Genomic DNA, 24,994 nt, shown 5'->3' with positions numbered 1-24,994 from the left:
CGCGCCCCTTGAGCGCGCGCGGCTGGCGCCTGGAGATGCCGTGACCGTGCCCGCACAGCGACCTGCCAGCACGGGCCGGGGCCTCAGGCGGAAGGCCCATGCCGGCGACGTCATCGACGAGGAGATCATGGGAATCGAGTCGACCCATCTGCTGGCCGGCGGCGGCGGGGACATGGCGGGCTTTGTCGAAGCCGGCACCCGCCCGGTCATCGCGGTGAACCACATGCGGGCCTGCATCGACACCGTACGGGCGAACTGGCCGTGGGTGCGGGGGCTGGTGGAGGACGTCGCCCGGCTCGACATGCACGCCATGCCCCGCTCCCCGGTCCTGGTCGCCTCGCCGATCTGCACCGAGGGGTCGCCGTCGGGCCGCCGCAGCACCGCCAGCCAGCGCACCGACCCCTGGACCAAGACCAGGATGACCGCGTGGTGCCTGGTGCGGTACGCCGAGGTACACCGTCCCGAGGTGGTGTGCGGCGAGAACGTCCTGGACTTCGCCACCCGCTGGGAGCTGTTCGCCGGGTGGCTGCATGTGTTCGAGCTCATGGGCTACACCGCCCAGATCGTCTCGGTGAACGCCGCCCATCTGTCCGGCCCCGGCAATCCGGCCGCCCCGCAGCTGCGTGACCGGCTGCTGTTCGTGCTGACCCGCCGAGGGATCGACATCGATCTGGAGGTGCGCCCCGATGTGCTGTGCCCGGCCTGCGGGCCGGTCCAGGGGCGGCGGCTGTGGAAGCGGTCCGCCCGGCGCTACGCCGGTCACCTGGTCGGCGCCTACGGACGTGCCCGCGGCGCCTACTACTACGTGTGCCCGAAGATTGGGTGCGGGCTGGCGTGCGAGCCGGTGACCCGCCCGATCAGGCCGGGAATCGACTGGTCGCGGCCGCTGACCCTGGTCGGTGACGGACGCCCCCACCGCAAGACCCGCACCCCGTATGCCGACCGCACCCGGGCCGGTATCCAGGCCGGGCTCGGCACCCTGCAGGGCGCGCCGTTCCTGGCCATCACCCGCAAGCACGGCGGCGTGGTCGGGCTGGACGGGCCGATCCCTGCGGTCACCGGGCAGGGCAACCATCACATGCTGGTCGTCCCGGGAGCCGACGGCACCGTGGACGGCTGCGGAGTGCGGATGCTGGGGACCGCCGAGAAGGCCTACGCCCAGCGGTTCACGCCCGCGCACCGGTGGGTGCTCACCCGCACCAGCGCCGACACCAGGATCCGCGACATCGGCGGGCTGCTGACCGGCAACGCGGTCTCGGTGAACGTCGCGCACTGGCTGGCCGAGCGGATCGGCCACGCCCTGGCCGCCTGACCAGGCCCCTGCACCTGCCCGACGCCCCTTCACCCCCGCACGGGCACGGACCCGCTGCCGCCTCTCCCGCCGACCGCTCGGCGGCAAATCCGCACACCATGCCCCGCGATCCACGCCGGGTGAGCCAGCAGCCCAGGCGGCACCTGCGGCGTGCCGGACGGCCCCTGCACAGCCACAAGACAAGGAGTCCCATGCCCTCACCGGTCCCCCCGTTCCGGATCCTGAACGTCCGTCCGGGTGACGTCATCCGCCCCGCGCCCGGCCACGACGCCGTCCGCGTCACCCACGCACGCCACCCGGTGCCCGATCTGTTCACGCCACCGGTGTCGTTCATCACCTGGCGGCGCCCGGGCGCCGGTGGCGCCTGGGCGGCCCCGCAGTCCCGCGAGTGCGAACTGCTCCACCGGCCACCGGCCTGCATCACCGCGGCTGCGCACCGCCGCCGCGAGCACCGGCACAGCGCGGGACGGCACAGCGCAGGACCGCACGGCTTGCCCGTGCGGGGACGGTCGTGAGGCACCCGGTGAGCAACGGGCCGCTGCCCGCCGACGTGCGGGCCGTCACCCAACAGCTGACCGGGGCGATGACCGCGCAGGCCGCCGCGCACCTGGTGCACTCGGCCGCGTTGATCCAGCACGCCGCCGCCGCAGGCCTGCTCAGCCTCTCCGGTGATCTGCGTGGTGATCTGGACCGGCTCGCCGGGGCGCATCCGGCGCTGGCGCCGTTGACCGACCCGGCGGTCAACCTCTCCTACGGCACCGCCGCACCCGCCGAGGTCACCGGATTGTGGGCGCGGCACCCGGTCACCGCCGGCGACCGCCCCCAGCAGGGCGGCTACCTGCTGGGAGAGCTGTACCAGCAGCTCAGCGTGCAGGCACGCCGTGAGCGGGCGCTGTGCCAGACACCCCGGTTCGTCAGCGAGCTGCTGCTGGACATCGCCTTTGACCGGGCGTACACCGCGCGCGGCCCCCGCATCCAGATGATCGACCCGGCCTGCGGCACCGGCCACATCCTCATCGCGACGCTGATACGTGCGCATACCCGCCAGCATCTGGGGCCGTACCGCAGCAGCCGCGACACCGGCCCGAAGCTGCCGGCGTCCACCCCGGCGCTGGAGCGGGTGCATGCCGCGCTGGACACCGTGCACGGTGTCGACCTGGACGGCTACGCCGCGGCAGTTGCCGCCTACCGGCTGCTGGTCCTGGCGCGTGCCATCTTGCGCAGCTGGGGGCATGAGCCGGCCGCGGCCGAGCTGGCGGCGCTGCCGCTGCACGTCGCGGCCGCCGACGCGCTGCTGGACCAGGACGAGCCGCTGCTGGCCCGCGGCCGCTACGACGTGGTGATCGCCAACCCGCCCTACATCAGCTGCAACGATCCCCGGACCCGCGAGGCGGTCCGGGCGCGGTACCGGCAGGTGTGCACCGGCCGGTTCAGCCTGGCGCTGCCCTTCCATGTGCTGATGAACGGGCTGCTGTCGCCTGGCGGCTGGTGTGCCCAGCTCACCAGCAACGCCTTCATGAAACGCGAGTTCGGCCGCCGCTACGTCGAGGAGTTCCTGGCCTGCCTCGATCTGTACTGGGTGATCGACACCTCCGGCGCCTACATTCCCGGGCACGGCACCCCCACGGTCATCCTGGCCCACCGCAACCGGCCACCATCCGGTACCACCGTGCCGACGGTGATGGGCATCCGCGGTGAGCCCGGCACACCCGCCGACCCGGCCGGCGGCCTGGTGTGGACGGCGATCGCCAGCGCCGTGCGGACCCGCGAGGCCTACGACCGCCTCGCCGCCGCCCTCGAAACCCACCGGCGCTCCCCCGGACGCGGCCGCCCCGCCCGCGCCGTCACCTCACCACCCTAACTGCCGCACCGGCCTCCACGCCGCCGGTTCCGCGCCGTGAGCAGCCGCCGCCGGGACCGGGGGCCGGTGCCCGCTTCTGTCCGGCGGTGACCGCGGGGCGGGTGCGGCGACGGCGTCATCTGCGTGAACCGACGCCTGGCGCGGCGGCGGGCCACCGGCCCGCACGTGAAAGCCCCCGGCACTGCTCTTCTTCGTCGTCGTCTTTCCAGCGTGCGGCAGCCTGCCTCACCGCGCGGCCGCGTCCACGCGGGCTCGCTGCGCTCACCGGTGGACGCGCCCGCTTGCGGTAAGGCTGCCCTGCTGCCCGCCCGGAAAGACGACACACCCATTCGACTCAAAGACGATCACTCCAGAAAGGCGGACAGCACATGGCGAGTCCAGCGACTCTGCAGGGCGGCGCAAGCGAGGTGACCGCACAGGTGACCGCTGCTGCCGACCATGACACCAGCCCCGGCGCCGACGACACCGGCACCGCTACTGGCACCGGCTTGAGCCGGCGGGAGGCCGCCGAGGCGTCCGGCGAGGTGCTGCTGGAGCAGCCGATGCTGCCGTTGTCGCGGTTCAAGCCCGACCCCGACAACGTCCGCGACGGCCTGGACCTCAACACCACGTTCGTCGAGGACATCGCGGCGTTCGGGATCGAGGTGCCGCTGACGGTGCGCCTTGATCCCGCCGACCCCACCGCGGTGATCATCGTCGAGGGGCACCGGCGGTACTACGCGGCGCTGCAGGCCGGACTGGCCGAGGCGCCCTACAGCCTGCAGCCTGCAGACCAGGCCAGCAAGGCAGGCCAGAAGTTCCTGACCATGTACCGCCTCAACCACCCGGACCTGCGCAAGAACCACCGGCTGTGGGAGCAGGTCGCCGCCATCCAGGGCGCCGCCGCCAGCAGCCTGTCCCGCCGCGAGATCGGCAAGCGGACCGGGCTGAGCGGCGACGACGTCGATCGTGCGCTGGCGGCCGGCCGGCTGAGCGCCGACACCGTGGCGCAGGCCAAGGCCGCCCCGCAGGACTGCGGGCTGCGCGGGATCGAGCTGCTCGCCCAGTTCACCGGCGATGACGATAACGACCGGCGGGCCACCCAGAGGCTGCTGGCGACGATGGCCCGGGGCAGTGACCTGGAGCATGCCGCGGAGATCTTGCTGCAAGAACGCCGTGACCGCGTCCTGCGCGCCCAGGCCATCGCCGGCCTGCACGAGGCCGGGGTCCAGGTGATCGAGGAAATCCCGGACGGGGCGGTGGACCTGGCGGAGCTGCGGGACGGTGAGGGCACCGAGCTCACGCCGCAGGCGCACGCCGACTGCGCCGGGCACCGGGCCTTCTGCGGCCCCTACAGCACCGAGCCCGGCTATCTGTGCCTGGACCCGGTGGCGTTCGGGCACGACTTCGCCCGGCCGGGGGTGGCCGCGCTGCTGCGGCGGCGCGCCGAGCTGATCGCCGACGGCATCACCGTGACCCTGTCGTACACCGAGCTCCCGCCCGGCTCCTGCCGCCTGTCGGCGCTCGAACACGACGGTGAGAGGCTGACCCCGCAGACGCACCGGTCCTGCCCCGGCGACATCGCGGTCCTGTCACCCTATGGCGCCAGCGAGGGCGTCCACTACTGCACGGCCCCCGATGACCACGGGCACGCCCAGCTGCAGGTGCCCCAAGCCCCGGCACGACGGCCCCCCGAAGGGCCCTCGGCGGGCACGGTCGCCCGCTACAACCGCGAGTGGATCGCTGCGGGCAAGGTCCGCCGCCGGTGGCTCGCCGAGCAGCTGCTGGGCCGCAAGAAGGCCCCCAAGCAGGTGACGGTGTTCATCACGCAGATGATGATGAGCCGCCCGGAACCGGTCGCCGAGTGCCTGGGGTCGGCCAAGACCGAACCGCTGTTCGCCGACCTGACGCGCAAGCCACGTCCCCGGGTGCTGGAGGGGCTGGCCAAGCTGCCGACCGACCGGCTGGCGCTGATGCAGCTGGCCGAGATCGCCGCGGCGTTCGAACACCAGATCGTCCAGGACACCGGTGAACGCCGCAACACCTGGCGCACCGACCGCGGCAATCCGCACTGCCCCCGCTCTACCGCCGCGCAGTACCTGTCGTTCCTGGTCGCGCTGGGATACCAGCCCAGCCCGATCGAGAAGGCGATCATCGCCGGAGTCGCCTACACCGGAGCCGACCCCAGCGACACGCTCGGCCAAGACGACGGCGACGGCATCGCCGGTGACGGCGGGCAGACCGGCCAGGCAGAGGCCTCCGCTGACCCGCCCCACATCTCTGAGAGCGGGCGCGGCGCGGCACCGGACGCTGAGGCGTCGTGAGCTGCTGCACAGCAACGCCCGGCACAGCACCGCCCGGCACACCCCCGGCGGCCCGCCAGCCGGCCGGGGCCTGCCGCGCGCGAGACTGGCGGCGCCGATGACCGAGCCGAGGTACGCGCGCGCCACCCGCAACGGCCGCTACTACCAGGATCCGCTGGATGGGGTGCTGGTGCCCTCATGCACCAACGTGCTCGCCGAATGGGCCAAGCCCGCGCTGGCCCCGGCGGCGGCCAAGGTCACCGCGCGCTATGTGATGGACCACCTGCCGCAGGCCATCCGCGCGGCGCGCACCCCGGCGACGCTGGCGCAGTTCATCTCCGGCGCCACGCGGGAGTTCCGGCGGGTGTGGGACGAGCGGATGCAGCTGGGCAGCGCGGTCCACCATGCCGCCGAGGGCATGGTGCTGGGCCGCCCCGGCACCCCGCCGCCGCAGGTCCTGCCGTTCCTGGCCAGCTACCGCCGGTGGATGCGCGACTTCGGGGTGGTGGTGCCCCAGGATGTGTTCGCCACCGAGATCACCGTGTTCGGCCGCGGCCCGGTGCGCTATGGCGCAACCGCCGACCTGATGGTGCACCTGGAGTTCACCAGCGACTGGTCCGACCCCGACCCCCGGTTCCGGGGCCGCACCCCGGACAAGATCCACACTCCCAGCGGGTTGTGGCTGCTGGACCTGAAGACCTCCCTCACCAAGCCCGCCAGCGCCCGGTACCGCGACAACGTCCTGCAGCTGGCCGCGATCCGGTACGGGCACGCGATGCGGCTGCCCGACGACACCGAGATCGAGGTGCCCGAGTTCGCCGGCACCGCGGTGCTGAACCTGCGCCGGGACCGGTACGGGTTCATCCCGCTGCCGGCCGGGCCGCAGGCGTTCGCGGCGTTCACCTCCCTGGTGCCGGTCGCGCGGTACGCCCACCGGCTCACCCTCACCCCCTGCAGGCCCGTCGCGGCCACCGCCGCCGCCCGCCGCCCCGGCCACCACACCGGTCCACGCGCCGACAGCGGGGCCGACCACCGCGCCGACAGCGGAGCCGTGCCCGGCACGCCGGACACGGCGGGGACCGGCCACGCCGATCCGGATGCCAAGGGAGCCGTGTGATGCCCATCCAGCCGTTCCTCAGCCAGCAGCGGTTCACGCCGGTCGGCCAGATCCGGCTCGGGGTGTTCGTAGCGGGTAAAGGGACCAGGCCGCACCCGGAGAAACTGGACCGGTTCCGGTTCACCTCGGCCGCCCGCCCGCTGCTGGTTCAGGTCGCCGACCGGTACGGCGGCCAGGTCGTGCGGTGGCAGCCCCAGGGCGGCGGCCCGCCCGCCTGGCAGGTCGTCTCTCGGGTGGACCGGGTGCCGGTCATAGTCCCGCCGCGGGCGCTCAGCCAGTACATGGAGACCTGGTCGCGGGGCGGCCTGCAGCGCCGCTGCGACGGGGTGACCGAGCAGCTGTCGGGACGGCCGTGCCCGTGCCGCCGCGACCGCGACCGCACCTGCACCCCCAACACCCGCCTGTCGGTGCTGCTGACCGAGATCGAGGGACTGGGCACCTGGCGGCTGTGGACCCGTGGCTGGGACGCGGCCGCCGAACTGCCCCCCAGCGTGGAGGCGATGGCGCGGCTGCGCGCCTACTTCGAGGCGACGCTGTACCTGAGACGGCGGTCCAAGACCGTCCGCGGCCAGACCCGCCACTGGATGGTCCCCGCGCTGGAGATCCGCGGTGTCACACCGGCGATCCTCACCACCGCGGCCCCCTCCGCACCCGCCTCCTCCGCCCCCGCCTCCTTTGCCGCGGAACCGTCCGCGGCGGCCGCGCCGCCGCCTTCTCGCGCGCCGACCACGGCCCCTCAGCAGCCGGGGACTGTTGATCGGCCCCGCGCACGTTCTGCAACGCCCGGCGATGCGGACACCGCAGGACCCGCGGCGGGCACCGGCCTGCTGCAGGCGATCCAGGACGCCTCGACACCCGAGGCGGCCCGGCTGCTGATGGCGCACGCCACCGCCACAGACCACCCCAAACTCGACCAGCTCTCCGCCGCTGCCGAGCACCGGATACAGATGCTCGACCAGCAGGCCGCCCAGCTGTGGGAACAGATCTGCCGCGCATGGCCCGGCGACGACCTCACCCGCCTGCAAGCGGCCTTCGCCGCCGGCAACGACGGCATCCACCCCGGATCGGCGTCCATCCAGCAACTCACCGGATTCCTGCAAACCATCCGCGACGGCGACCACGCCACCACGGGCACCTCCTGAGCCCGCCCCTCACCTCACCCGCGGCGGTGGGTCCTGCTGCGGGCCTGCCGCCCGGCACCAGCCGCGCACGCCCAGGGCCGCGCCTGGGCCCAGCCACCATCCTCCACGCCCGCCGGTCGTCGACCACCGGCCGGCCGCACGGCCCCTCACCCTCCGCCCCACGCCCCCGGTCTTGCCCATCCACATCACGCCACCGAGGACGGCACTGATGACCTCTCCCCCGCCATCCGGCCCGCACCGTGTCCGGCCTGGCAAACCCCGCCCGCCGCGCCGCCGCCGGCCCGCCGCCCCGCCGGACCTGGAACAGGCCATCAACCAGGTGAAACAGCGCATCACACAGCTGCCCGGCACCGCCGACGCAATCGCCGACCATCTGCACCACCACAACATCACCGGCACCCGGGGCAGCGCACGCGACTGCCCGCTGAGCCGCTACTTCGCCGACGGCGCACCACCCGGATCGGTGATCTGCGTCGACACCGACCCGGCAGAAGTACAGATCAAGGAAGGCGAGCGCAACGGCATGAAGATCGACACGCTGCCGCTGCCACCGCCGGTGGCCGAATTCATTCACCGCTTCGACCACGGCCAGTACGGCTGGCTCAAAGACCCCGGCACCGGCCACCGCCCCCAGGAACCAGGCGACGCCGTCGCTCTGCTCATCGGTACGAACGACACCAGCACAGAAGACGCCCCTGAGGCAGGCACGCGGGAAGACATCGAGGACGACGTCGAGTGCGACGGCTGACGACCAGGATGGCGTCGGCTGAAAGGATCAGACGACCTGAGGTCCTGCAACCGGCGCCGGTCCTGGCGGGCAGGTAGCCGGAGGGACACCGATCTGGCAGGACGGCCTGGCCGCGGCTGGGCGGTGCAGCAGCCGGACCCAGCCGCGGCGGCCGCCCGCAGTCGGCGGGTGCGGCGGCCAGTCCTGCGGCCGTGCCCCCACACCACCACGGCCCAGGTGCGCTCTGCCTGCGGCATCGGCCGTGCCCGGGCCGGTGACCGGCCACCGGGTAGCCGAAGGCACCGACAACAACCACGCGAAGGAGCCCACCGTGCGGTTCATCGCCTCCCGTGACGAGCTCGCCGACCAGGCCCGCTGGGTCAGCGCGCAGCTCCCCGCCCAGCCAGCCCTCCCGATCCTGGCCGGGATACTCATCGAGGTCGCCGACAGCACCGCCATCGCGACCCTGACGGTGTCCGACCTCGAGACGACGGCGCAGGCACACCTGCCGGTAGCACAGGCCGACACCGCTGGGCGGGCCGTCGTCCCGGCCAAACCTCTGGCAAGGCTGCTGGCCAAGATGCCCCGGGGAACCGACCGGCTGCAGGTCATCGCCGAGGGTGAGACGTTCACCGTGCGGACACTCGACAGCGCTGTCTCCATGACGGTCAAAACCATGCCGCCCGAGGACTACCCGGCGCCATTGCCCGCAGTGTCCCCGCCGACGGGCTCGATCTCGGCCGCCGATTTCGCGGAGGCGGTCACCCGGCTGGCGGCGGCGGCAGGCACCGACGCCACCCTGCCGGTGCTCACCGGCGCGCTGGTCAGCATCCATGGCTCGACCCTGCGCGCGGTGACCACCGACCGGTACCGCGCCGCCAGCGTCGGCACCGCGATCCAGCTCGCCGATACCGCCCCTATCCCCCCGGTGGTGCTGGTGCCGATGAAGCCCCTCAAGGCAGCCGCCACAACGTTCAAGCGAGCCGGCCGGATCACCATCGGCATCGAAGCCGTCCCCGCACCGGGCGGCACCGGACAGAACGTGAGCAGGTGCACCCTCACCGGCGCGTCCCGGTCGCTGACCACGCGGCTTATGGACGAGACCTTCCCTGACCTGGACGCCCACTTCACCCTCGAGCCCGCCGCATGCGCCGACGTGCCGGTCACCGAACTCACCCAGGCATTGCAACTGGTCATCGCCGCGGTCGACGACAATCACGCCCCCGTCCAGCTGGTGTTCGAACCCGCCCAGCTGCACCTGCGGGCCTTCAGCGACGATGGTGAAGTACACATGAAGGTGCCAGCGGCGCTGGGCAACACCGGCACCTTCACCATCGCCTTCAACCCGAGGTTCCTGCTGACGGCGCTGCGGAACTTTCACACCACGGTGCGGTTCGGCCTCCGCGCGCCCACCAGCCCGTGCCTGCTCACCGAGATCGCCGACGACGGTTCAGCCGACGATGCCGACAGTCAGGCGCAAGCCCCAGCCGACACCGGCCACCTGCATCTGCTGATGCCGATACGGATGTCACAAGGCGATGACGCCGATAGGCAGCCCCCCAGGCCACACACGAAGGCCGCCCTGCAGGACCGGCCGGAGCCGTGACGGTCACAGGCACGGCGGCGTCCTCTCCTTCTCCGATCGCCGCGCGGCTCGCAGAAGAGAGGAACCGAACGCGATGAGTTCCACAGCCGTTCGCGGGGACCAGTTCCGTGATCAGCAAGGTCCCGACGATACGGCCGCGTTCACGCGCAGTGTGTGACCCGACTGCGATCCGGCCCTCGAATCGTCCGCGAAGCACGACTCCGTGGCCGCTCCACCGGGCACGAGCCAGATCCGGTGGAGCTGAACAGAAATAGCAGCCCTGGCACCGGCACTTGCGGGCCGCACCCCGGCCCCGGCAGGCCAGGCCCGCGACAACCAAGCGACACGATGCCCAAAGAGAAATCAGAAAGAGACACCCGCGCAAAGCGGAATGGATCATCACTGGTTCTCTTCGGGTCGGCCACCGCATACGACAAAGCCGATCTGAAGCGGCGTGAGCGTACTGCCAAGGAAGCCGACGTCCCGCTCACGATCCGGCCAGCCTGACATCCCCTGGCCTGGGGAGGAGAACCCCTTCCCGCGCCAAGGTGACGCGTCCCCGAAGTGCTCCTGTATCACGCGACCCCCCGCCATGGCGACCACCATTTTGAGGGTGTGATCGAAGCCGCGATAATCAGTCCGGCGACCAGCGGCTCCTGGTATCCCGCGACGACACCGTGACCCCCGATCCTGCTCCCTCCACGGCGTCACCGCTTCGGCGGGCGAGCATGCCGGGCCGTGGTGGTCCCGCACGCTCCGGGCTAGCGTGGCAGCACACCGGGCTGAGCTCGGGGGAGCACATGCCCAACCAGCACACGTTCGAAGCCGCGGGCAACGTCACGGTGGTGATCGCCGTGATCACCGAGGAACACGCCGACCACGGCGATACCGACGTCTCCTACCCTCGGATCTACGTCAACGAGGCGGTGGTGCACGAACACCGGCGACCAGTGCGTGCCATCGTCGCCCACAGGGATGAACCAGTCGTGAGACCCTGACAGAATCGAGGCCTCCGTAATCCCCACCTCGGTGATGGAGGCGTGCCAGTGTCCCCTCTCCAGCCCGGTGATCCGCACTCGGTCGGCAAGTACAGGTTGCTGGGCCGACTGGGCGAGGGAGGAATGGGCCAGGTGTTCCTCGGTCGTTCTCCCGGCGGCCGTCCTGTGGCGGTGAAACTCATCCGTCCCGATTATGTCGGCGAACCGGACTATCGCGCCCGATTTCGTCGGGAGGTGCAGGCAGCACGCCGAGTCGGGGGCTTCTACACCGCCCAAGTCGTGGACGCCGATCCCGACGCGGACCGGCCGTGGCTGGTTACCGCCTACATCCCCGGGCCTTCGCTCCAGCAGGCCGTCTCCGCCCGGGGGCCTCTGGATGCCGACATGGTGAGCGTTCTGGGTGCGGGGCTGGCCGAGGGACTGGGCGCCATCCACTCATGCCACCTGGTGCATCGTGACCTCAAACCCGCCAACGTGATATTGGCTGCGGACGGTCCCCGCATTCTTGACTTCGGCATCGCTCGGCCCTTGGATGTCGGCACCATGACCCAGACCGGAGCGATGGTGGGCACTCTTTCCTATATGGCCCCAGAGCAGCTCCGCGGGCAGAAGGCCGAACGTGTCAGCGACGTGTTCTCTCTCGGATGCGTACTGGCGTTCGCGCTCACTGGCCGCAGCCCTTTCGCCGGCGACAGCATGCAAGCGATCGTCCATCACATCACCAGCGAGCATCCCGACCTGCGGGATCTGCCTTCCGAACATGGCCTGCGCGACTTAATCGACGCGTGCCTGGCGAAGAACCCCGCGGACCGGCCCTCCATCTCCGACATCCTCGCCCAGTTGGACCACGCTGACTTCGATCGGGTCTGGCCTTCCGCAGGCGGCGGCGCGGACGAGCAGCACATCCCAGCGGACGAGCTCGCCGAGGAGGAAACTGACGAACGATTCGACGACTCCGCGTTCCTGCCGCCCTGGGAAAACTTTCCCGAGGAAGACGAAGGCATCACTTTCCAGAAAAGGCGAGACAATGATCTACGATTGACCTTCTTCGGCGGCGCCCTATTTTTAGGCATTGGCAGTTTATACCTGCTGGCGACTCTAGGCAAGATAGGCAAGTCCCCCGAGGATGTGCCTTTCGGCCTACTCATGACTTTCCCGTATCTTACCGTCGGAGTTCTCTGCGCCATCGGTGCCGCCAAAATCAGAAAAAGGCCGCAGCAGTTACGGATCAGCCATGCAGGCGTAGAGGCGCGGCACGACGGGCGGGTCTGCAGATACGACTGGTCCGACGCGATCAAGGTTGCAGCCACGGACCGAGGAAACAACTACTACGTGTCGGTGCTTCCCAGGCCGAAGTTTCCACCAGCCTCACGCGGGGCCAAGCTCCGACTCCCCTCGCTTGGCAAGAAGCACTACCCGCTCGCCGAAAGGGCCACCGGCTGGATCATCGTCTGTCCCGTGGGCGGGTTCGGCGCACCAGACGATGCGGTCCTCGAAGCCCTCAGCGAGTACTCCGGCCCGCTCTGGCGCGGCATCCGGTACCCCGGGCAAACGGGTGATCTGCCGACAATGCACTCAGGATCGTGAGCGGGCGGGCCGCCAGCAGCAGCGGGTTCGGAGTTCTCCTCGCCGCTCCGGCAAGGAGTTCTCCTCGCCGCTCCGGCAACACCCTGACACGGCACATCGGGCGCGGCGAACCCGAGGCCGCTGCCCCGGATCCGGGTTGGCGGCGTCTGCTGCTGTGCAGTGACGGACTGACCAGGCACCTCAGCGATCCCGACCTGCGTGACCTGCTCACCACCCACCTCGACGTACAGGCAACCGCCGACGCGCTCGTTCAGGCGGCCCTGCAGGGCGGCTCGGACAACATCGCCGTCGCCGTCATCGGCAATCAGGCGTCGGCCGACGGCTGACACACACCTGGACCCCGGCGCCCCGGCCCTGCGCGGTAGCGGGGCGATGCCGGAGTCTGGCCTGGGCGCCGATTGTCACCGCGCGCACGGTCTCTGCTGCCCGCACGGCCGTCCCCTGGCCGTGCGGGCGGCCCATATCGCCGCGTCCAGCTCAGGAGCCGCCGTGGCCCAGCCCCAGGACCGCTTCCCGGCCCGCCAGGATGGTGAAGCCCTCGACCAGCACGATGAACTGCGGGAAGGGCGAGCCCTCATTCCTTTCACCCAGCTGCCCGACTGGGTGGCGCTCAGCGGCATCAAACCCGTCGCCCAGGCGCTGTACTGGCAGCTGTCAATGCACCTCAACCGTGCCCGCGGGGACCGGACGGTGTTCCCCTCCCGCGCCCAGCTGGCCGCCCGGCTGGGTTTCGCCCATGCACGCTCGGTCGATGCGCATTTGGGGCAGCTGGTGCGGATCGGCGCCATCGACAAGCACACCCGCCGATCCGCTGGTGGCCTGCGAGCCCGCAACCTCTATGTCTTGCATCTGGAGCCGCCGCCGGGCTACCGCGGTCCGCGTTCCCTGGCCGACCTGGACATCTTCGCTGACGAACCCGCTGCCGGCCACGATGGCGACGGCGCGCACCGCTCCGGTTGCGGCGCACCCTGGTGCGCGTGGCCGCGCTACCGTAGGGCGCCGCAGCGCACCCCGGTAGTGCGCGCAGACGCACTCCCGCAGTGCGCCGCAGCGCACCGTGACCACATAAAGAAGAACCAGAGCACCACCAACCACCACCCGCCCGGCGCTGGCCGAACATCCGGTGCCGTCCCCCACCCGCACCGGCCAGACCCCGGCGCTGGCAGCGGCGAGGAGGCAGGGCGAGATCACGGGAACGGGCCTGAACCAGGTGGCGGTGGTGGGGATCAGGATGCCGACGCCGCCGAGTTGCTGCGCCACCTGCCGGCGGGCTGGCGTCCCAGCCGCGCCGTGATGCCCCGCCTGAACCGGCTTGTCCAGCAGGCGCTGGAGCGCGGCTGGAGCCGCAGCGACCTGGTCGGTGAGGTCACCGGCGGCCTGCAGGGTGCCCGGAACCCGGCCGGTGTGGTGATCAGCAGACTCGCCGGCCTGGCCGACAACGACCCGCCTGCCCGCGTCGCTGAGCCGGCCGCGCCTGTGGCCTGCCCACGCCACCCGGGGATGGGGCGCCGCAGCGACACCGGTGAATGCGGCGGCTGCTGGGCCGACCGGCACGGCTGACCCGCCAGCCATCACCCCCTGCACGACCCCACCCAGGCGTGACTCCGGCGACCTTCAGCGTCCCTCACGCTCCCTCAACCCGAGTACCTCGCCTCCATCAACCATGGACGTTTGCCATGCCCAAGGAGATGACCTTTTGTTCCGGCGGCCAGGCCGTTTCGCCGACCTCATCCAGGTGGCACAGCGTCCCCGAAGGAACGAATCCACGAGACGAGGGCAAGGACAGCGAAGAAGAATGCAGGAACGCTGACAACGCAAGAGATATCGCCCCTCCTGCGAACCGGCCCGTCTCAGGGCCAGCGATGCCGCGTCCGCCGGAAAAGAATCCCAGGTGACCGCGCTACCGGAGCAGAAACCGGCCCGCATGGTGTCGCTATCGCACCAGCATCGCGACACCGACCGGCAATAAAGCGTATTCGGCCGGCTGCTCGCCGGCCACCTGCGGCAGCGATGCCGCGGGATCGACGATGTGGCCCTGGCCATCGTGACGTTCGAGCTGGCCACCTGGCTGGCGGGGCTACGCGGCGAGCTCATGCTCCGCTTCTTCGGGGGACTGGCCAGGAACAGCAACTTCTCGGCAGCCTCAACCTGAGGTCGACCTACGTGGTCTTTTGATCTGGTCGACATCGAGCCGATCGAGGATTGTGGGCCGGAGTGAACCGCCGGACCACCCTGTCTCGATAGCCCGGTATCACGGCGCGATCAGCAGGACGCGGTCACAACGACCAGGCCATGTCGCCGCTTTCCCATCCCTGTGCCCGCACGGCCTGCCCTTACCCGGCACACCGCCGATGGCCGAACGGACCGCCAGGCAGCCGTCCCTCCCCATGCACGCCAGATCGGCCTGCCCACAAGGAGATGCCTTCTGTCTTTCACCGAGGCCCTTGCAGAGCTTCTCCCCGAAATCGGCTCCATCACCGCCACGCTGCATCTTCTCGAAGTGGCGGAAGAGGAGATACGCGCAACGCAGATCCGGCACAGCGAGCCCCTGCCCGTCCGCGACCCATCCGGCAAGGTCATCGGAACCCCCGGCCCGCTGTGGCGCTCATTTCGGCTTCTGCCCCCGCAGCATGCTCTGATCCACCAGAACGAAACGCTCTACCGCGTGCACTGCCAGGAGATCCTCCACCGGGTTGCCGCCCGGCAAGACACTCGTCCGGGCACCGACGTCGAGATCCTGGCCGTTTTGCATGACGTGAGCCTGAGGACCCCGATCCGCGGTCATGCCGTCGGCCTGTACTTCCGTATCTTGCAGCGCCGGTTCCCTGCATGGGCACGCCAGATCTTCGAGAACCTCCCCCTCGAAATCGACGACTACGAGCGCATGTACGGGACGCGGATGGACGAGGACGAAACCCTGATCCGCGCGAGACTCCGGCAGGACTGGCGGCGTCTCCCCCCGCCCTGGCCCTCTGCCTTGGACGAGTGAGGCGGCCGGCGGTCAGCAGGCGGACCTCGTCGGCCTCAGCAACGGCACTCCCTCCCGCCCCTCAACCACGGATCGTCAACTGTCACTACGGCGACATCGCCGCCGGGCCTGTCCGTACGCAAGCAGCCGCAGGCATCCAACACGCCGCTAGGCCGCCGTCCGAACACCCGGACCCGGCCCCCGTCGGCGCGTGGGGCCACCGGGCGGACACCCAGGCCGACGCCCGTCCGACGCCCGGACCGACACCGTCCGGAGGGGGCGTCCTCGTCGGGCGCACATCGCAACGCGGCGGGGCTGGTGGTGTCAATCGAGAACGCGCTGATTGACACCACCAGCCCCACCGCATGGGCCGCGGGCTCCCGACGAACCGCACCCTGCGGAGGCAGCCATGACCGCCGTCCCACCCGGTGACCTCACCGCTCACCAGCGCCCTTGCAGTCCCGATAATGCGGCCGGATACAACCGGCCACCCCGCCACTGCGCGGACGCGGCTTGCAGGCGGCACAGCACGCTGGCCCACGCCCGGCCAGCCGCCCGGCACCACAAGAAGAGCGCTCTCGCGACACCCCCGGCCCGGCTGGGCAGAGTCGAGCACCCGAGTCGGTGCGCCGGTCCCGCCGGGGGAGTGCAAGCGCCGTGCCACGCGAGCTGAAGGAGCACGGCACCCCGGCGGCCTACGAACGGCACCGCCGCAACCATGAGCGCCCCTGCGAGCAGTGTCGGCTGGCCCACAACGCTGCGGTCGCCGACTACCAGCGCAGGACCGGCCGCGGACGCGCCCGCCAGCGCGCCATGACCACCCTCGCCCGTCACCACCCCCAGCTGTTCGCGTCGCTGCATGCCCAGGCGTGGCTCGCAGAACCCGGAACCGATCGCAAGGCGCGTGTGCGCGCCCGCCAGGCCGCCCTGCGCGCCCTGGCCAAGCACGAGTCGGTGTGTGATGAGTTCGAGCCGTTGCTCGCCGCCGAACTGCACACAGAAGACCAGGCCGCACGCGGCAAACAGGCGCCACAGGACTGACCGCACGGCGCCGCCGGGCCGGCGCCTGGCTCGTCTCGTGCCAGGCGCCTGCTCCGGCAAGGACGTGCCTCAAGCAGGCCGGGCCCGGCGGAGGCGACCAGCGCAGCGCGGGTCCCCGCAGGGACCGCTCCGTGGTTCCTTCCTTCCCGGCCCCTGGCCCTCCAGCCGGTCGGCTACAGGGCCGCCGCCAGCCGTGACCGGTCTCACCTATGAAGGAGCGGATGTGGTCGCACGCTGGGAGTTCTACAACGGGTCCCGGCTGCAGGTACAGCTCGTCATGGCCGGAGACCGGTTCGACCACCTCTGCGATCCTGAACCGCTCGATGTCCATGCCGTGCTGATGCACGACGAGGAGGTGGCCGTCCTCACCGGCACCAAGGCCGACCTGCGGCGTCTTCTCCGCCGACTCTGGGCCGCCGTCGACGCCCTTCCCGATGACCAGCCCGACGGCTCGGCGACGCCGTCGCCGTACCACCGAGACCGGAAGGACACCAGCATGACCGGCCAGGAGCACCGGACGCCCCGCTACGGCCACTTCGGTGATCCGCCCTGCGAGGACTGCGGCGCCCCCGGCGGGTTCGGCTGCCGCCCGCACTACCCTTCTGAGGGCGACCCCTTCACCGGCCCCAGCCCGGCCAGCCCGTGGCCGCCCGACACGCTGGGACAGCAGGACCCGGCGAAGCGGTGATCATTTGGTCCCGGCGCCGTGGCCCGATCTTCCCTGGGGACCTGCGCGGGCCCAAAAGCGGTGCCGGAAAGGCGGCCCGCAACCCACGCCCCACGCTGGCAGCCTCGCCGGTGCTGTCTCCGGCTCGGGCGAAGGTGCCAGCACGCTGTGCTTCGCCAGCGGTGCATCCCCTGCCAGCGCAGCACCCGACCGTTCACAGAGCCGTGACCGGGGGCGACGGGGCGCTTCCCTTCATCCTCCAGCGCCACCTCGGGTGGCGCACAGCCCCTCGCACAGCGGCTCAGCGGCTCGCGTCCCGGTTCTCACCTGCGACGGGGGCGTGCGGTCGTGCGCCCCCTGGTGCGATATCTGCGGGGCCTGGTGCCGTCCACCTGGCACAGGCGCGGCGCCCTCGCTCAGCTGCGCTGGCCGACCAGCGCGACTGTCTGCCGGCCCCACTGAACCGGCCCGAATGCCCGCGCGGCGATGGATGAAATTACCCGGGCCGCTGCCCGAGATCACCGGCGATCCCCCGCCATCGCCACCGGTCAGAGCCGAGGCGGCACCGCAGCCCCAGCGCCACCGGCAGGCCACCGCACAAACGCGCCCGGCTCCGCACTCACCCGCCTGGCGGCACAGCACTACACCCCTGCAGAACCCGCCCGGCGCGAGGACACCGCACCTGGCGATCCCGCCCGGCGTGCGGCCGGTGACGCGCCACGTCCACCCGCCCCGCCGGCCTGAACAGCCCAACCCCGACCACCCCGGCCCCGGCCGATGGCCCTCTTCTGCGCGGCCACGGCTCCCGGTGCCGCCGCAAAAGTGGCCTGCCACACCTCACGTGGGTCACCCGGCGGCCGGATCCCTGCCAAGCCTCCAACCCGGAATGGGGTGCACAGATGACCGACCACGTGCGCGACAACATCCGCACAGCGCTGCAGGCGCTGATCCCCCAGGCCATCGCCGAGCTGCAGGAGGTGTCCTTCGAACAGCGGCGGGCCCGCGCTGCCGCGGCGTCACAGATCATCGCCGAGCGAGCGGACCGGCTGATGTTCGCCGCCCGCAGCAGGCCGGGCGTGCTGGGCCCGCTCGCCGAAGGGCTGGCGGTGCTGGCCTTCCAGCCCGGGGGCGTCACGGCGCTGGGCCTGCATGCCTGCACCGCCCCCCATATCGGGTGCCCGTCGGCCGCTGCCGGTCCTCATCCCCGCACCGGGCGGGTGGTCGACGTCGAGCACGGCCACACCGGCCGCCCTGCGGCCGGCGGGCACGGCCTCTGAAGCCCGTGCGCGGCGGCGTTCACAGGCCCCTGTGCCGCAGCCCGCGCCCGGGTGCCGCAGCCGGGCGCCGACGGGAGTGGTAATGGCGTCCATCTCACCGGTCCCCGCTGCGGGGCTGACCTTCTATCTCGGCGCCCCGGAACCGTCATGGCTGTCCAGGCCGCAGACCGCCGGGGTGGCGTTGTTGGTGTCGCATCCGCGGCTGTCGCGGCTGCGCACACTCCAGCCCCGCCCGGCGCACTGGGCGCCTTACGCCATCGACTCCGGCGGCTACAACAAGATCACCCGCTATGGGCGGTGGCCCTTCACCGCCCGCCAGTACGCAGCCGACATCCGGCGGGCCATCGACCACATCGGTGCCCGGCCCGCGTTCGTCGCCCCGATGGACTGGATGTGCGAGGACGCCGCGCTGAGCAGCACCGGCCTCACCGTGGCCGAGCATCAGCGGCTGACCCTGGAGAACTACCTGGAGCTGCGCATGCTGGAGCCCGGCATCCCGTGGGCGCCGGTGCTGCAGGGATGGACGGGCGGCCAGTACGAGCGGCACATCGACGCCTACCAGGCCGCCGGGATCGCGCTGGACCGGCTGGAGCGGGTCGGCGTGGGCTCGGTGTGCCGCCGCCAGAACATGATCGGCGCGTCGCTGCTCATCGACCGGATCGCCCGGCACGGCATCCGCATACACGCCTTCGGCTACAAGGTGACCGGGCTGGTGTCCAGCGCTGCGCAGCTGGCGTCGGCGGACTCGATGGCGTGGGTGACCCGTGCCCACCACGAGCCACCACTGCCCGGATGCACGCACGCCCGCTGCACCTACTGCCTGCGCTATGCGCTGGCGTGGTGGCAGGAGGTGCGTGACACCGTCACCGCCGCCCACCCCGGGCTGCTGCTCGACCTCGGCCAGCGACACCCGGCCGCCTGACCAGCCCCTCCGCCGCCGGGCACTCGAGCACCCACCCGGTGGCCTCAACGGCCGCCCCCCGGCCCCGCTTACCGGGGTAGCAGCCTCACCCGCCCCCGGGGATCGATACCGCGCGGACAGCAGCGCTGCAGCCCGGCGCCGCCCTGGCCCCCGCCCGGTTGGTGCGCACAACGCAGCAGACCGCGCAGGCGGGGTCAAGGGAGAACACCAGCCCTTGACCCCGCCTGCCCGGCCCGCTGGACCCGGCCCACCACCCAGCGGTCCCCGAGCAAGGAGTCCACCGTGCCGATCAGCGTCGCCCGCCGCCAGGCCACCGCCGCCCTCGCCCGCGAATTCCCCGACGCTCGGATCATCGACGTCACCTCCCGGGCGGAGCATCCGTGGGAGCGGCTGAGCCCGTGCTACCCGCACGGCGGCATCCCCGTCCCCTTCTCCCCCAGCCAGTCCGTCGAGGGGATCTGGCAGGCCCTGAAGGTGTTCCAGACCGCCGGGGCCGACCCCGCCAAGCTCACCATCACCACCATGAGAGGGCTCAAGCGCACCAGCCTGCGCCACGGCCCGCCGCTGGGCCACCGCCCGGGGCTCGCTGAAGGACCCGACGAGGGGCCCGGCGGCGTGCAGCTGCTGGATGAGGAAAGCGCCCGGCGCCGGATCTTCCTGCCGGCCTACCGGTGGATGCTGCGGCACCGGACGGCACCGCTGATCCGCCTGCTGAGCGTGCTGGCCGCCCGCGACCACGTCGTCCTGCTGGATCTCAGCACCAACGGCGACGTCAGCGACCTGTCCGCGCCGCTGTCGCACGCGGCCCTCATCACCCTGCTCATACAGGGGACGTGGCCGGAGGAGCAGTGAGGCCGCGACGCGGCGGACCGGATCGGGCGCGGTGAGCGGCGGCCGGGCGGGGTCGCTGCCCGGGCGCCGGGTCCGCGTCCATTTCAACCTCATCAACCACTGCTTCGCGGTGGTGTCGGTCGCCGGACCCGACCGTGGCCGGGTGATCCGCTACGCCACCGATGTGACCTGCACCAGCGTGCGGTTCCACGTGTCGCCGTCTGGGCGAGCGAAGGTGCAGCGAACCGGCCGGCGCAACGTCCACGCCTGGTGCACCGGCGTCGTCGAGGCCATCGACACCGGCCCCGACCTGACGGCGCTGCGGCGGGTCACCTACAACCCCCACCGCGGCGCGACCTTCTACCTGTGCCAGGAGCTGACCGCAGTGCTCTACGCCGACCGGGTCGTGTTCGCCAAGACAGCACCGTCGGCCCAGCACGGATACGCCTGGGTGAGCCCCCAGGAAAGCGCCCGGCCCGCACACCCCGCCCCCGCGCCGGTGCCCGGCACCGGCCAACAGGCCCGCCTGTGGTGACCACCGGCTCACCCCACCCGCCTTCCGCACCGAAAGCCAGCGAGGATGTCGCGGAGCACCCCCATTCACGGCCGTGTCCTCAACGACCCGTATCCGATCGAAGTGGTTCTCTCCTACGGCCTGGGCAAGGATTCCACCGCGATTTTGCTGCGATGGATCCAAGAGCCGCGGACCCGGCCGTGCCGGCTGGAGAACCTCCTGGTCGTCACCACGATGACCGGCGATGAATGGCCGGTGACCGGAGCCCTGGTGCAGCTGCACGTGCTGCCGTTGCTGCGGCGACACCGCATCCGGTTCGCGCAGGTGGCACGCGACGGCCCCTCCCAGCGCGACGGCATCGCCGTCCTCGACGATTCGCGGGACCCCCGGACCCTGTACCTGGAGGGCGCCTACCGGCTGCACGAGGAGATGCGCGCCGCCGGGACCCTTCCCCAGCTCGGCGGCGCGCGCCTGTGCTCGGCGAAATCCAAAGGCGTTCCGCTGGATGTCTTCGTCGCCCACGTGACCCGTCAGAAGCCCTATCTTCATGCCGTCGGATATGAGATCGGCGAAACCTCACGGGCTGTCCGGGACGCCACCTTCGACACCGTCCTGCGCACCGGCTACTACCCGCTGCGTGAATGGGGCTGGGACCGCGCCGCATGCGACCGCTACATCCGCGGGACGCTAGGGGTGACGTGGCCTAAGAGCGCCTGCGTGTACTGTCCCTTCACCTTCCAGAACAAAGCCAGCAGGATCCAGACGCTCGAACGCTTCGTTGCCGACCCGCAGGCCGGGCTGCTGGCGCTGGAGATGGAGTACCTGGCGGTCGCGCTCAACCCGCGCCAGGGGCTGCTGGGGCGGGGCACACTCAGCGATCTGCTCGCGCAGGAGGGCCGGCAGGACACGCTGCGACTGTTCCACCAGCACCTGGACCGCATCCCCTGGGCCTGCTATGAGGTGCGGCGGGCGCTGCTGCCCCGCGCCGGTGACCCCGCCAAGACCGGTACGGCAGCGCGCGAGGTGCGCGTGCGCGGCACCGGATCCCGGCAGCGGGTGCAGGCGGAGCTGGCCGCGTTCGCCCGCCGGGCCGGTGTCCCGGTGGACACCGGCGGCGCCATCGCGCGGGCATGGCTGCTGCGCCGGGGACCACAACGGCCCACCGCGGAATGGTTCGCCGTCGCGGCCCCGCAGGGAGCACTGCCCAAACAAGGCCCGGCCTTCGAGTCCGCCTGGACGGCGGCCACCGGGCGCCGCGCAGACCACCCGGCTGAACCCAACGCCACCTGACCGGCCGAGCCCGCAGCGCCCCTCCCCGCACGCCCCCGCGCCCCCCGGCGTCGGCCAGTACTGCCCCCAGGCCCCGGTCGGGGCATCCCCGGGGCCGCCGCCGCGCCGCCGGAGCAGGCGCGAACACCGAGACTCTTGGAGGCCGCCATCACCGCCGTGCCGCTCTCGCTGGGAATGGCGCTGGACAGCGCCCCCGACCTAGGCAGAGCAGATGTGATCGTCGTCGCTTCCTCGGCCGGCAAGGACAGCCAGGCCATGCTCGACCAGGTCGCCGAGCTCGCGCGCGCCGCCGGTGTACTGGAGCGGGTCGTGGTGGTCCACAACGATCTGGGCGTCACCGACCGGGGGCACCCGGTGGAATGGCCGGGCACCACCGCCCTGGCCCGCATCCAGGCTGATCATTACGGCCTGCCGCTGGAGATCCTGCATCGTGACAAGGGCGGGTTGTGGCAGCAGGCCCGCAACGAACGGCACGCCTGGCCCAGCGCGGCCGCCCGCTGGTGCACTGCGGATCAAAAGACCGGCCAGGCCATGAAGCTGGTGACGCGGCGGGTCGCCGCCGCAGGCATCACCGGCAGGCCGGCCGAGGTCATCTACTGCGTGGGCCTGCGCGCCCAGGAAAGCCCCAGCCGGGCCCGCAAGTCCGTCCAGGTCGTCGACCAGGGGCGGTCCAGCAGCGTGCGCACCATCACCCGGTGGCACCCGATCCTGGACTGGCCGCAGGAGCGGGTGTGGAAGCGCATCCACGCCAGTGGTGTTCCCTACCATCCCGCCTACGACTGGGGGATGCGGCGGCTGAGCTGCTCACTGTGCGTGCTGGCGTCCCGGGAAGATCTGGTACTGGCCGCGCGGCTGCGGCCCGCACTGGCCCGGGAGTATCTGGAGCTGGAAACCCAGTTCCGCCGCCAGGACGACGAACGGCTGCGCAAGCTCTGGAGATTCCGCTCCGATCTGTCGATGGCGCAGGTGATCGAAGCCGCCGAGACGGCCGGTCCGCTGGCGTTCGCCTGCCCGCGCCGGCGCTGTCCTGCGGCTCTGATCCCACCCGATGATCACGACCCGTTCGCGGCGCAGCGATGTCCGGTGCACCCGTCACTGCACCGGGATCGCCTGGTCGAGTGCGGCGGCCGGGTTCACGGCCTTGCCGGCCCGGGCGCTGGCCATCTCCGGCCGGTCGCCGGCGCGCGCCCGCCACAGGCCCCGGCATCCTGCCGCACATCGCTGCCGGATCCCGCTGCCGGGAGCCGCTGCGGCGCGGGGCCGGCGTCTTAGCGGCATTGCCTGCAGGGCCGGAGCGATCGCGTCCTGGACACCGCCGGTGATCGGCGGTGTTCCGCCGCACCCAGACGAGCAGACCGGGCGCCCGGGCGGCACAGTACGCCGCCCTGGCGCCCGGCCCGCTGAAGCGGATGCACCGGAATCTCCGCCTCCGCTACCGGGCCTGACCTGGTGCCGAGCGCGATCGCGGCCCGCGTGGGCTCTGCACGGAGATCACCGGAGCCTCCCGCAACCGGCGACCGGAAGGGCAAACGCATGACCGTGGTCGAGATCTGGCACAACGTGGCCACCGACGACCGGGGCAACCCCGTGGGCTTCTTCGGGTATCGCGCCGGTCACCCTGTGGTCAAGGTCTATGAGGTCGCCGTGGCAGGCGACGCCGACACCACGATCGGTGATCTGGCCGAGCTGGCCTTCCTGATCGGCAACGGAGAGAGCCAGGAGGGTGCCGCCTACTACGCGCGGACACTGCGGTCGGTGAGCGCCGGGGACCTGGTCAGGGTGGAGGGGATCTGGCTGGCGTACGGCAGCTCCGGCTGGTCCGTCGTTGAGGACCACACCCCCTGCGACATCACCACCGGATTCACCACGCGTCTGGGCACCACACCGTGGCGCCCGTGACCCTGCGCACCGCGCTCGCCCACCACCGGGACTGGCACCGGCCGCGGCGAACGCCCGGCGCGGCGAGCCAGGGGCGGACGGGGGCGCCGTCGCGGAACTTGCCACCGCGATGACAGCGCATCCGGGGTGACCGGGCACCCCGCAGGGGCCCCGCCCGGCCACCCCCGGATGCGCTCATGACCGGCGTCAAGCAACCGCGACGGCACCCACCCACGGAGGCCCCATGCCATCCATCACCGCACTCTTCGAAACCACAACTCCCCAGGGACCCCAGGAGGTCACCCAGGTCCGCTGGAGCGATCAGGTGGCGGGCCGGGAACTGCTGCCCGACCTCATGGAGGACTTCGACTACGACGCGCTGGAGCCAGAGGACCTCTGACCAGGTGACAGGAATGACCCCGATGACAGGGAGACCCGGCCGAAGCGGCGAACCTTGGCCGAACGGGCCCCGCGGTCCCCGCAAGGACCTGGAAGAGATCATCCGCCAGCCCGCGCAGCGCGTCCGGCTCCACCAGGGGAGCGCGCGATGGCAGACCTGCCCGGGTGCCAGCGCCTCATCCCGGAGCCCTGTCCCGCGCACAGAGGACCTCATCGCGGCTGATCACCGAGGCCCGCCGCGACCTCCACACGGCGGTACCCGTCCGCGCGGCCGCTTTCGCCCGGCCCACGCCGGGGAGGCAGCCCAGCCTCTCACCCAAGCCGGTCCGCCGCCTGACCACGAGCACGTGCCCCGGCCGCTGCAACGGCCCGGGCGAGGTGCAAGAGCACGCCCGCATTTCAGATCACACGAGAGGACCACGCATGGAGCTGGCCTTGGAGACCACGCCGCAGCCGGACACAACCGTCCACGCCGGACCGGCGATCCGCACGCCCGCCATCGGAGGAAACTGCCTGGCCGCGACCCGGATGGTCCAGGACGCAGCGGCCAGATGGCTGGCGGCCGCGTCGTGACCGCCACTCCCATCCCCCCGCGC

The 24,994-nt window shown here is 71.6% G+C and carries 25 protein-coding genes; all 25 read left to right on the top strand.

The genetic code is table 11. The features are described from left to right. Positions 1–40: 40 nt before the first annotated feature. Positions 41–1,312: a DNA cytosine methyltransferase gene (locus AGRA3207_RS37815; RefSeq protein WP_231332172.1), complete on the top strand. Its 1,272-nt coding sequence runs from the start codon at positions 41–43 to the stop codon at positions 1,310–1,312. A gap of 191 nt (positions 1,313–1,503) precedes the next feature. Continuing rightward, positions 1,504–1,827: a hypothetical protein gene (locus AGRA3207_RS37810; RefSeq protein ID WP_231332171.1), complete on the top strand. Its 324-nt coding sequence runs from the start codon at positions 1,504–1,506 to the stop codon at positions 1,825–1,827. After that, complete coding sequence (locus AGRA3207_RS37805; protein WP_231332170.1) at positions 1,824–3,173, top strand: Eco57I restriction-modification methylase domain-containing protein; 1,350 nt, start codon at positions 1,824–1,826, stop codon at positions 3,171–3,173. The genes AGRA3207_RS37810 and AGRA3207_RS37805 overlap by 4 nt, the downstream gene beginning before the upstream one ends. Before the next feature lie 419 nt (positions 3,174–3,592). After that, on the top strand, positions 3,593–5,476 hold the full coding sequence (locus AGRA3207_RS37800) for a ParB/RepB/Spo0J family partition protein (RefSeq protein WP_231332169.1): 1,884 nt from the start codon (positions 3,593–3,595) through the stop codon (positions 5,474–5,476). A gap of 97 nt (positions 5,477–5,573) precedes the next feature. Further along, complete coding sequence (locus AGRA3207_RS37795; protein ID WP_231332168.1) at positions 5,574–6,572, top strand: hypothetical protein; 999 nt, start codon at positions 5,574–5,576, stop codon at positions 6,570–6,572. After that, positions 6,572–7,714, top strand: a complete 1,143-nt coding sequence (locus AGRA3207_RS37790; RefSeq protein WP_231332167.1) for a recombination directionality factor — start codon at positions 6,572–6,574, stop codon at positions 7,712–7,714. Before AGRA3207_RS37795 ends, AGRA3207_RS37790 begins: the two co-directional genes overlap by 1 nt. Before the next feature lie 319 nt (positions 7,715–8,033). Continuing rightward, positions 8,034–8,462, top strand: coding sequence for a hypothetical protein (locus tag AGRA3207_RS37785; RefSeq protein ID WP_231332166.1), 429 nt, complete (start codon positions 8,034–8,036; stop codon positions 8,460–8,462). Between the two features lie 310 nt (positions 8,463–8,772). After that, positions 8,773–10,047, top strand: coding sequence for a DNA polymerase III subunit beta (gene dnaN, locus AGRA3207_RS37780; RefSeq protein WP_231332165.1), 1,275 nt, complete (start codon positions 8,773–8,775; stop codon positions 10,045–10,047). 779 nt (positions 10,048–10,826) lie between these two features. After that, entirely contained in the window at positions 10,827–11,024 is a 198-nt protein-coding gene (locus AGRA3207_RS37775) for a hypothetical protein (protein WP_231332164.1), read from the top strand. A 123-nt stretch (positions 11,025–11,147) separates the two neighbouring features. Continuing rightward, positions 11,148–12,611, top strand: a complete 1,464-nt coding sequence (locus AGRA3207_RS37770; protein ID WP_231332163.1) for a serine/threonine-protein kinase — start codon at positions 11,148–11,150, stop codon at positions 12,609–12,611. Further along, positions 12,608–12,937 carry a PP2C family protein-serine/threonine phosphatase gene (locus AGRA3207_RS37765; RefSeq protein ID WP_231332162.1) on the top strand — a complete coding sequence of 110 codons (330 nt, stop codon included), beginning with the start codon at positions 12,608–12,610 and terminating at the stop codon, positions 12,935–12,937. Before AGRA3207_RS37770 ends, AGRA3207_RS37765 begins: the two co-directional genes overlap by 4 nt. A 163-nt stretch (positions 12,938–13,100) precedes the next feature. After that, positions 13,101–14,171: a hypothetical protein gene (locus AGRA3207_RS37760; RefSeq protein WP_231332161.1), complete on the top strand. Its 1,071-nt coding sequence runs from the start codon at positions 13,101–13,103 to the stop codon at positions 14,169–14,171. 469 nt (positions 14,172–14,640) lie between these two features. Beyond that, entirely contained in the window at positions 14,641–14,763 is a 123-nt protein-coding gene (locus AGRA3207_RS40020; RefSeq protein ID WP_273699973.1) for a hypothetical protein, read from the top strand. Positions 14,764–15,111: 348 nt separating this feature from the next. After that, complete coding sequence (locus tag AGRA3207_RS37755) at positions 15,112–15,600, top strand: hypothetical protein (RefSeq protein ID WP_231332160.1); 489 nt, start codon at positions 15,112–15,114, stop codon at positions 15,598–15,600. Between the two features lie 636 nt (positions 15,601–16,236). Beyond that, entirely contained in the window at positions 16,237–16,620 is a 384-nt protein-coding gene (locus tag AGRA3207_RS37750; protein WP_231332159.1) for a hypothetical protein, read from the top strand. Positions 16,621–16,843: 223 nt separating this feature from the next. Continuing rightward, positions 16,844–17,308: a hypothetical protein gene (locus AGRA3207_RS37745; RefSeq protein WP_231332158.1), complete on the top strand. Its 465-nt coding sequence runs from the start codon at positions 16,844–16,846 to the stop codon at positions 17,306–17,308. Positions 17,309–18,186: 878 nt separating this feature from the next. Further along, entirely contained in the window at positions 18,187–18,564 is a 378-nt protein-coding gene (locus AGRA3207_RS37740) for a hypothetical protein (protein ID WP_231332157.1), read from the top strand. An 82-nt stretch (positions 18,565–18,646) separates the two neighbouring features. Further along, positions 18,647–19,486, top strand: coding sequence for a deazapurine DNA modification protein DpdA family protein (locus tag AGRA3207_RS37735; RefSeq protein WP_231332156.1), 840 nt, complete (start codon positions 18,647–18,649; stop codon positions 19,484–19,486). A 282-nt stretch (positions 19,487–19,768) separates the two neighbouring features. Then, positions 19,769–20,338, top strand: coding sequence for a DUF6939 family protein (locus AGRA3207_RS37730; RefSeq protein WP_231332155.1), 570 nt, complete (start codon positions 19,769–19,771; stop codon positions 20,336–20,338). A 31-nt stretch (positions 20,339–20,369) separates the two neighbouring features. Next, positions 20,370–20,852, top strand: a complete 483-nt coding sequence (locus AGRA3207_RS37725) for a hypothetical protein (protein WP_231332154.1) — start codon at positions 20,370–20,372, stop codon at positions 20,850–20,852. 102 nt (positions 20,853–20,954) lie between these two features. Next, positions 20,955–22,121 carry a hypothetical protein gene (locus AGRA3207_RS37720; protein ID WP_231332153.1) on the top strand — a complete coding sequence of 389 codons (1,167 nt, stop codon included), beginning with the start codon at positions 20,955–20,957 and terminating at the stop codon, positions 22,119–22,121. Positions 22,122–22,256: 135 nt separating this feature from the next. Next, positions 22,257–23,393, top strand: a complete 1,137-nt coding sequence (locus tag AGRA3207_RS37715) for a phosphoadenosine phosphosulfate reductase domain-containing protein (protein WP_231332152.1) — start codon at positions 22,257–22,259, stop codon at positions 23,391–23,393. Positions 23,394–23,654: 261 nt separating this feature from the next. Beyond that, entirely contained in the window at positions 23,655–24,020 is a 366-nt protein-coding gene (locus tag AGRA3207_RS37710) for a hypothetical protein (RefSeq protein WP_231332151.1), read from the top strand. A gap of 223 nt (positions 24,021–24,243) precedes the next feature. After that, positions 24,244–24,399 (top strand): hypothetical protein, encoded by a 156-nt coding sequence (locus tag AGRA3207_RS37705; protein ID WP_231332150.1) that lies wholly within the window; start codon positions 24,244–24,246, stop codon positions 24,397–24,399. Between the two features lie 422 nt (positions 24,400–24,821). After that, positions 24,822–24,971 carry a hypothetical protein gene (locus tag AGRA3207_RS37700; protein WP_231332149.1) on the top strand — a complete coding sequence of 50 codons (150 nt, stop codon included), beginning with the start codon at positions 24,822–24,824 and terminating at the stop codon, positions 24,969–24,971. Positions 24,972–24,994 lie beyond the last annotated feature (23 nt).

Source organism: Actinomadura graeca, from assembly GCF_019175365.1.
Classification (GTDB): domain Bacteria; phylum Actinomycetota; class Actinomycetes; order Streptosporangiales; family Streptosporangiaceae; genus Spirillospora; species Spirillospora graeca.
Note: the sequence above shows the minus strand (reverse complement) of the source record. Positions and strands in the feature narration are given on the sequence as shown.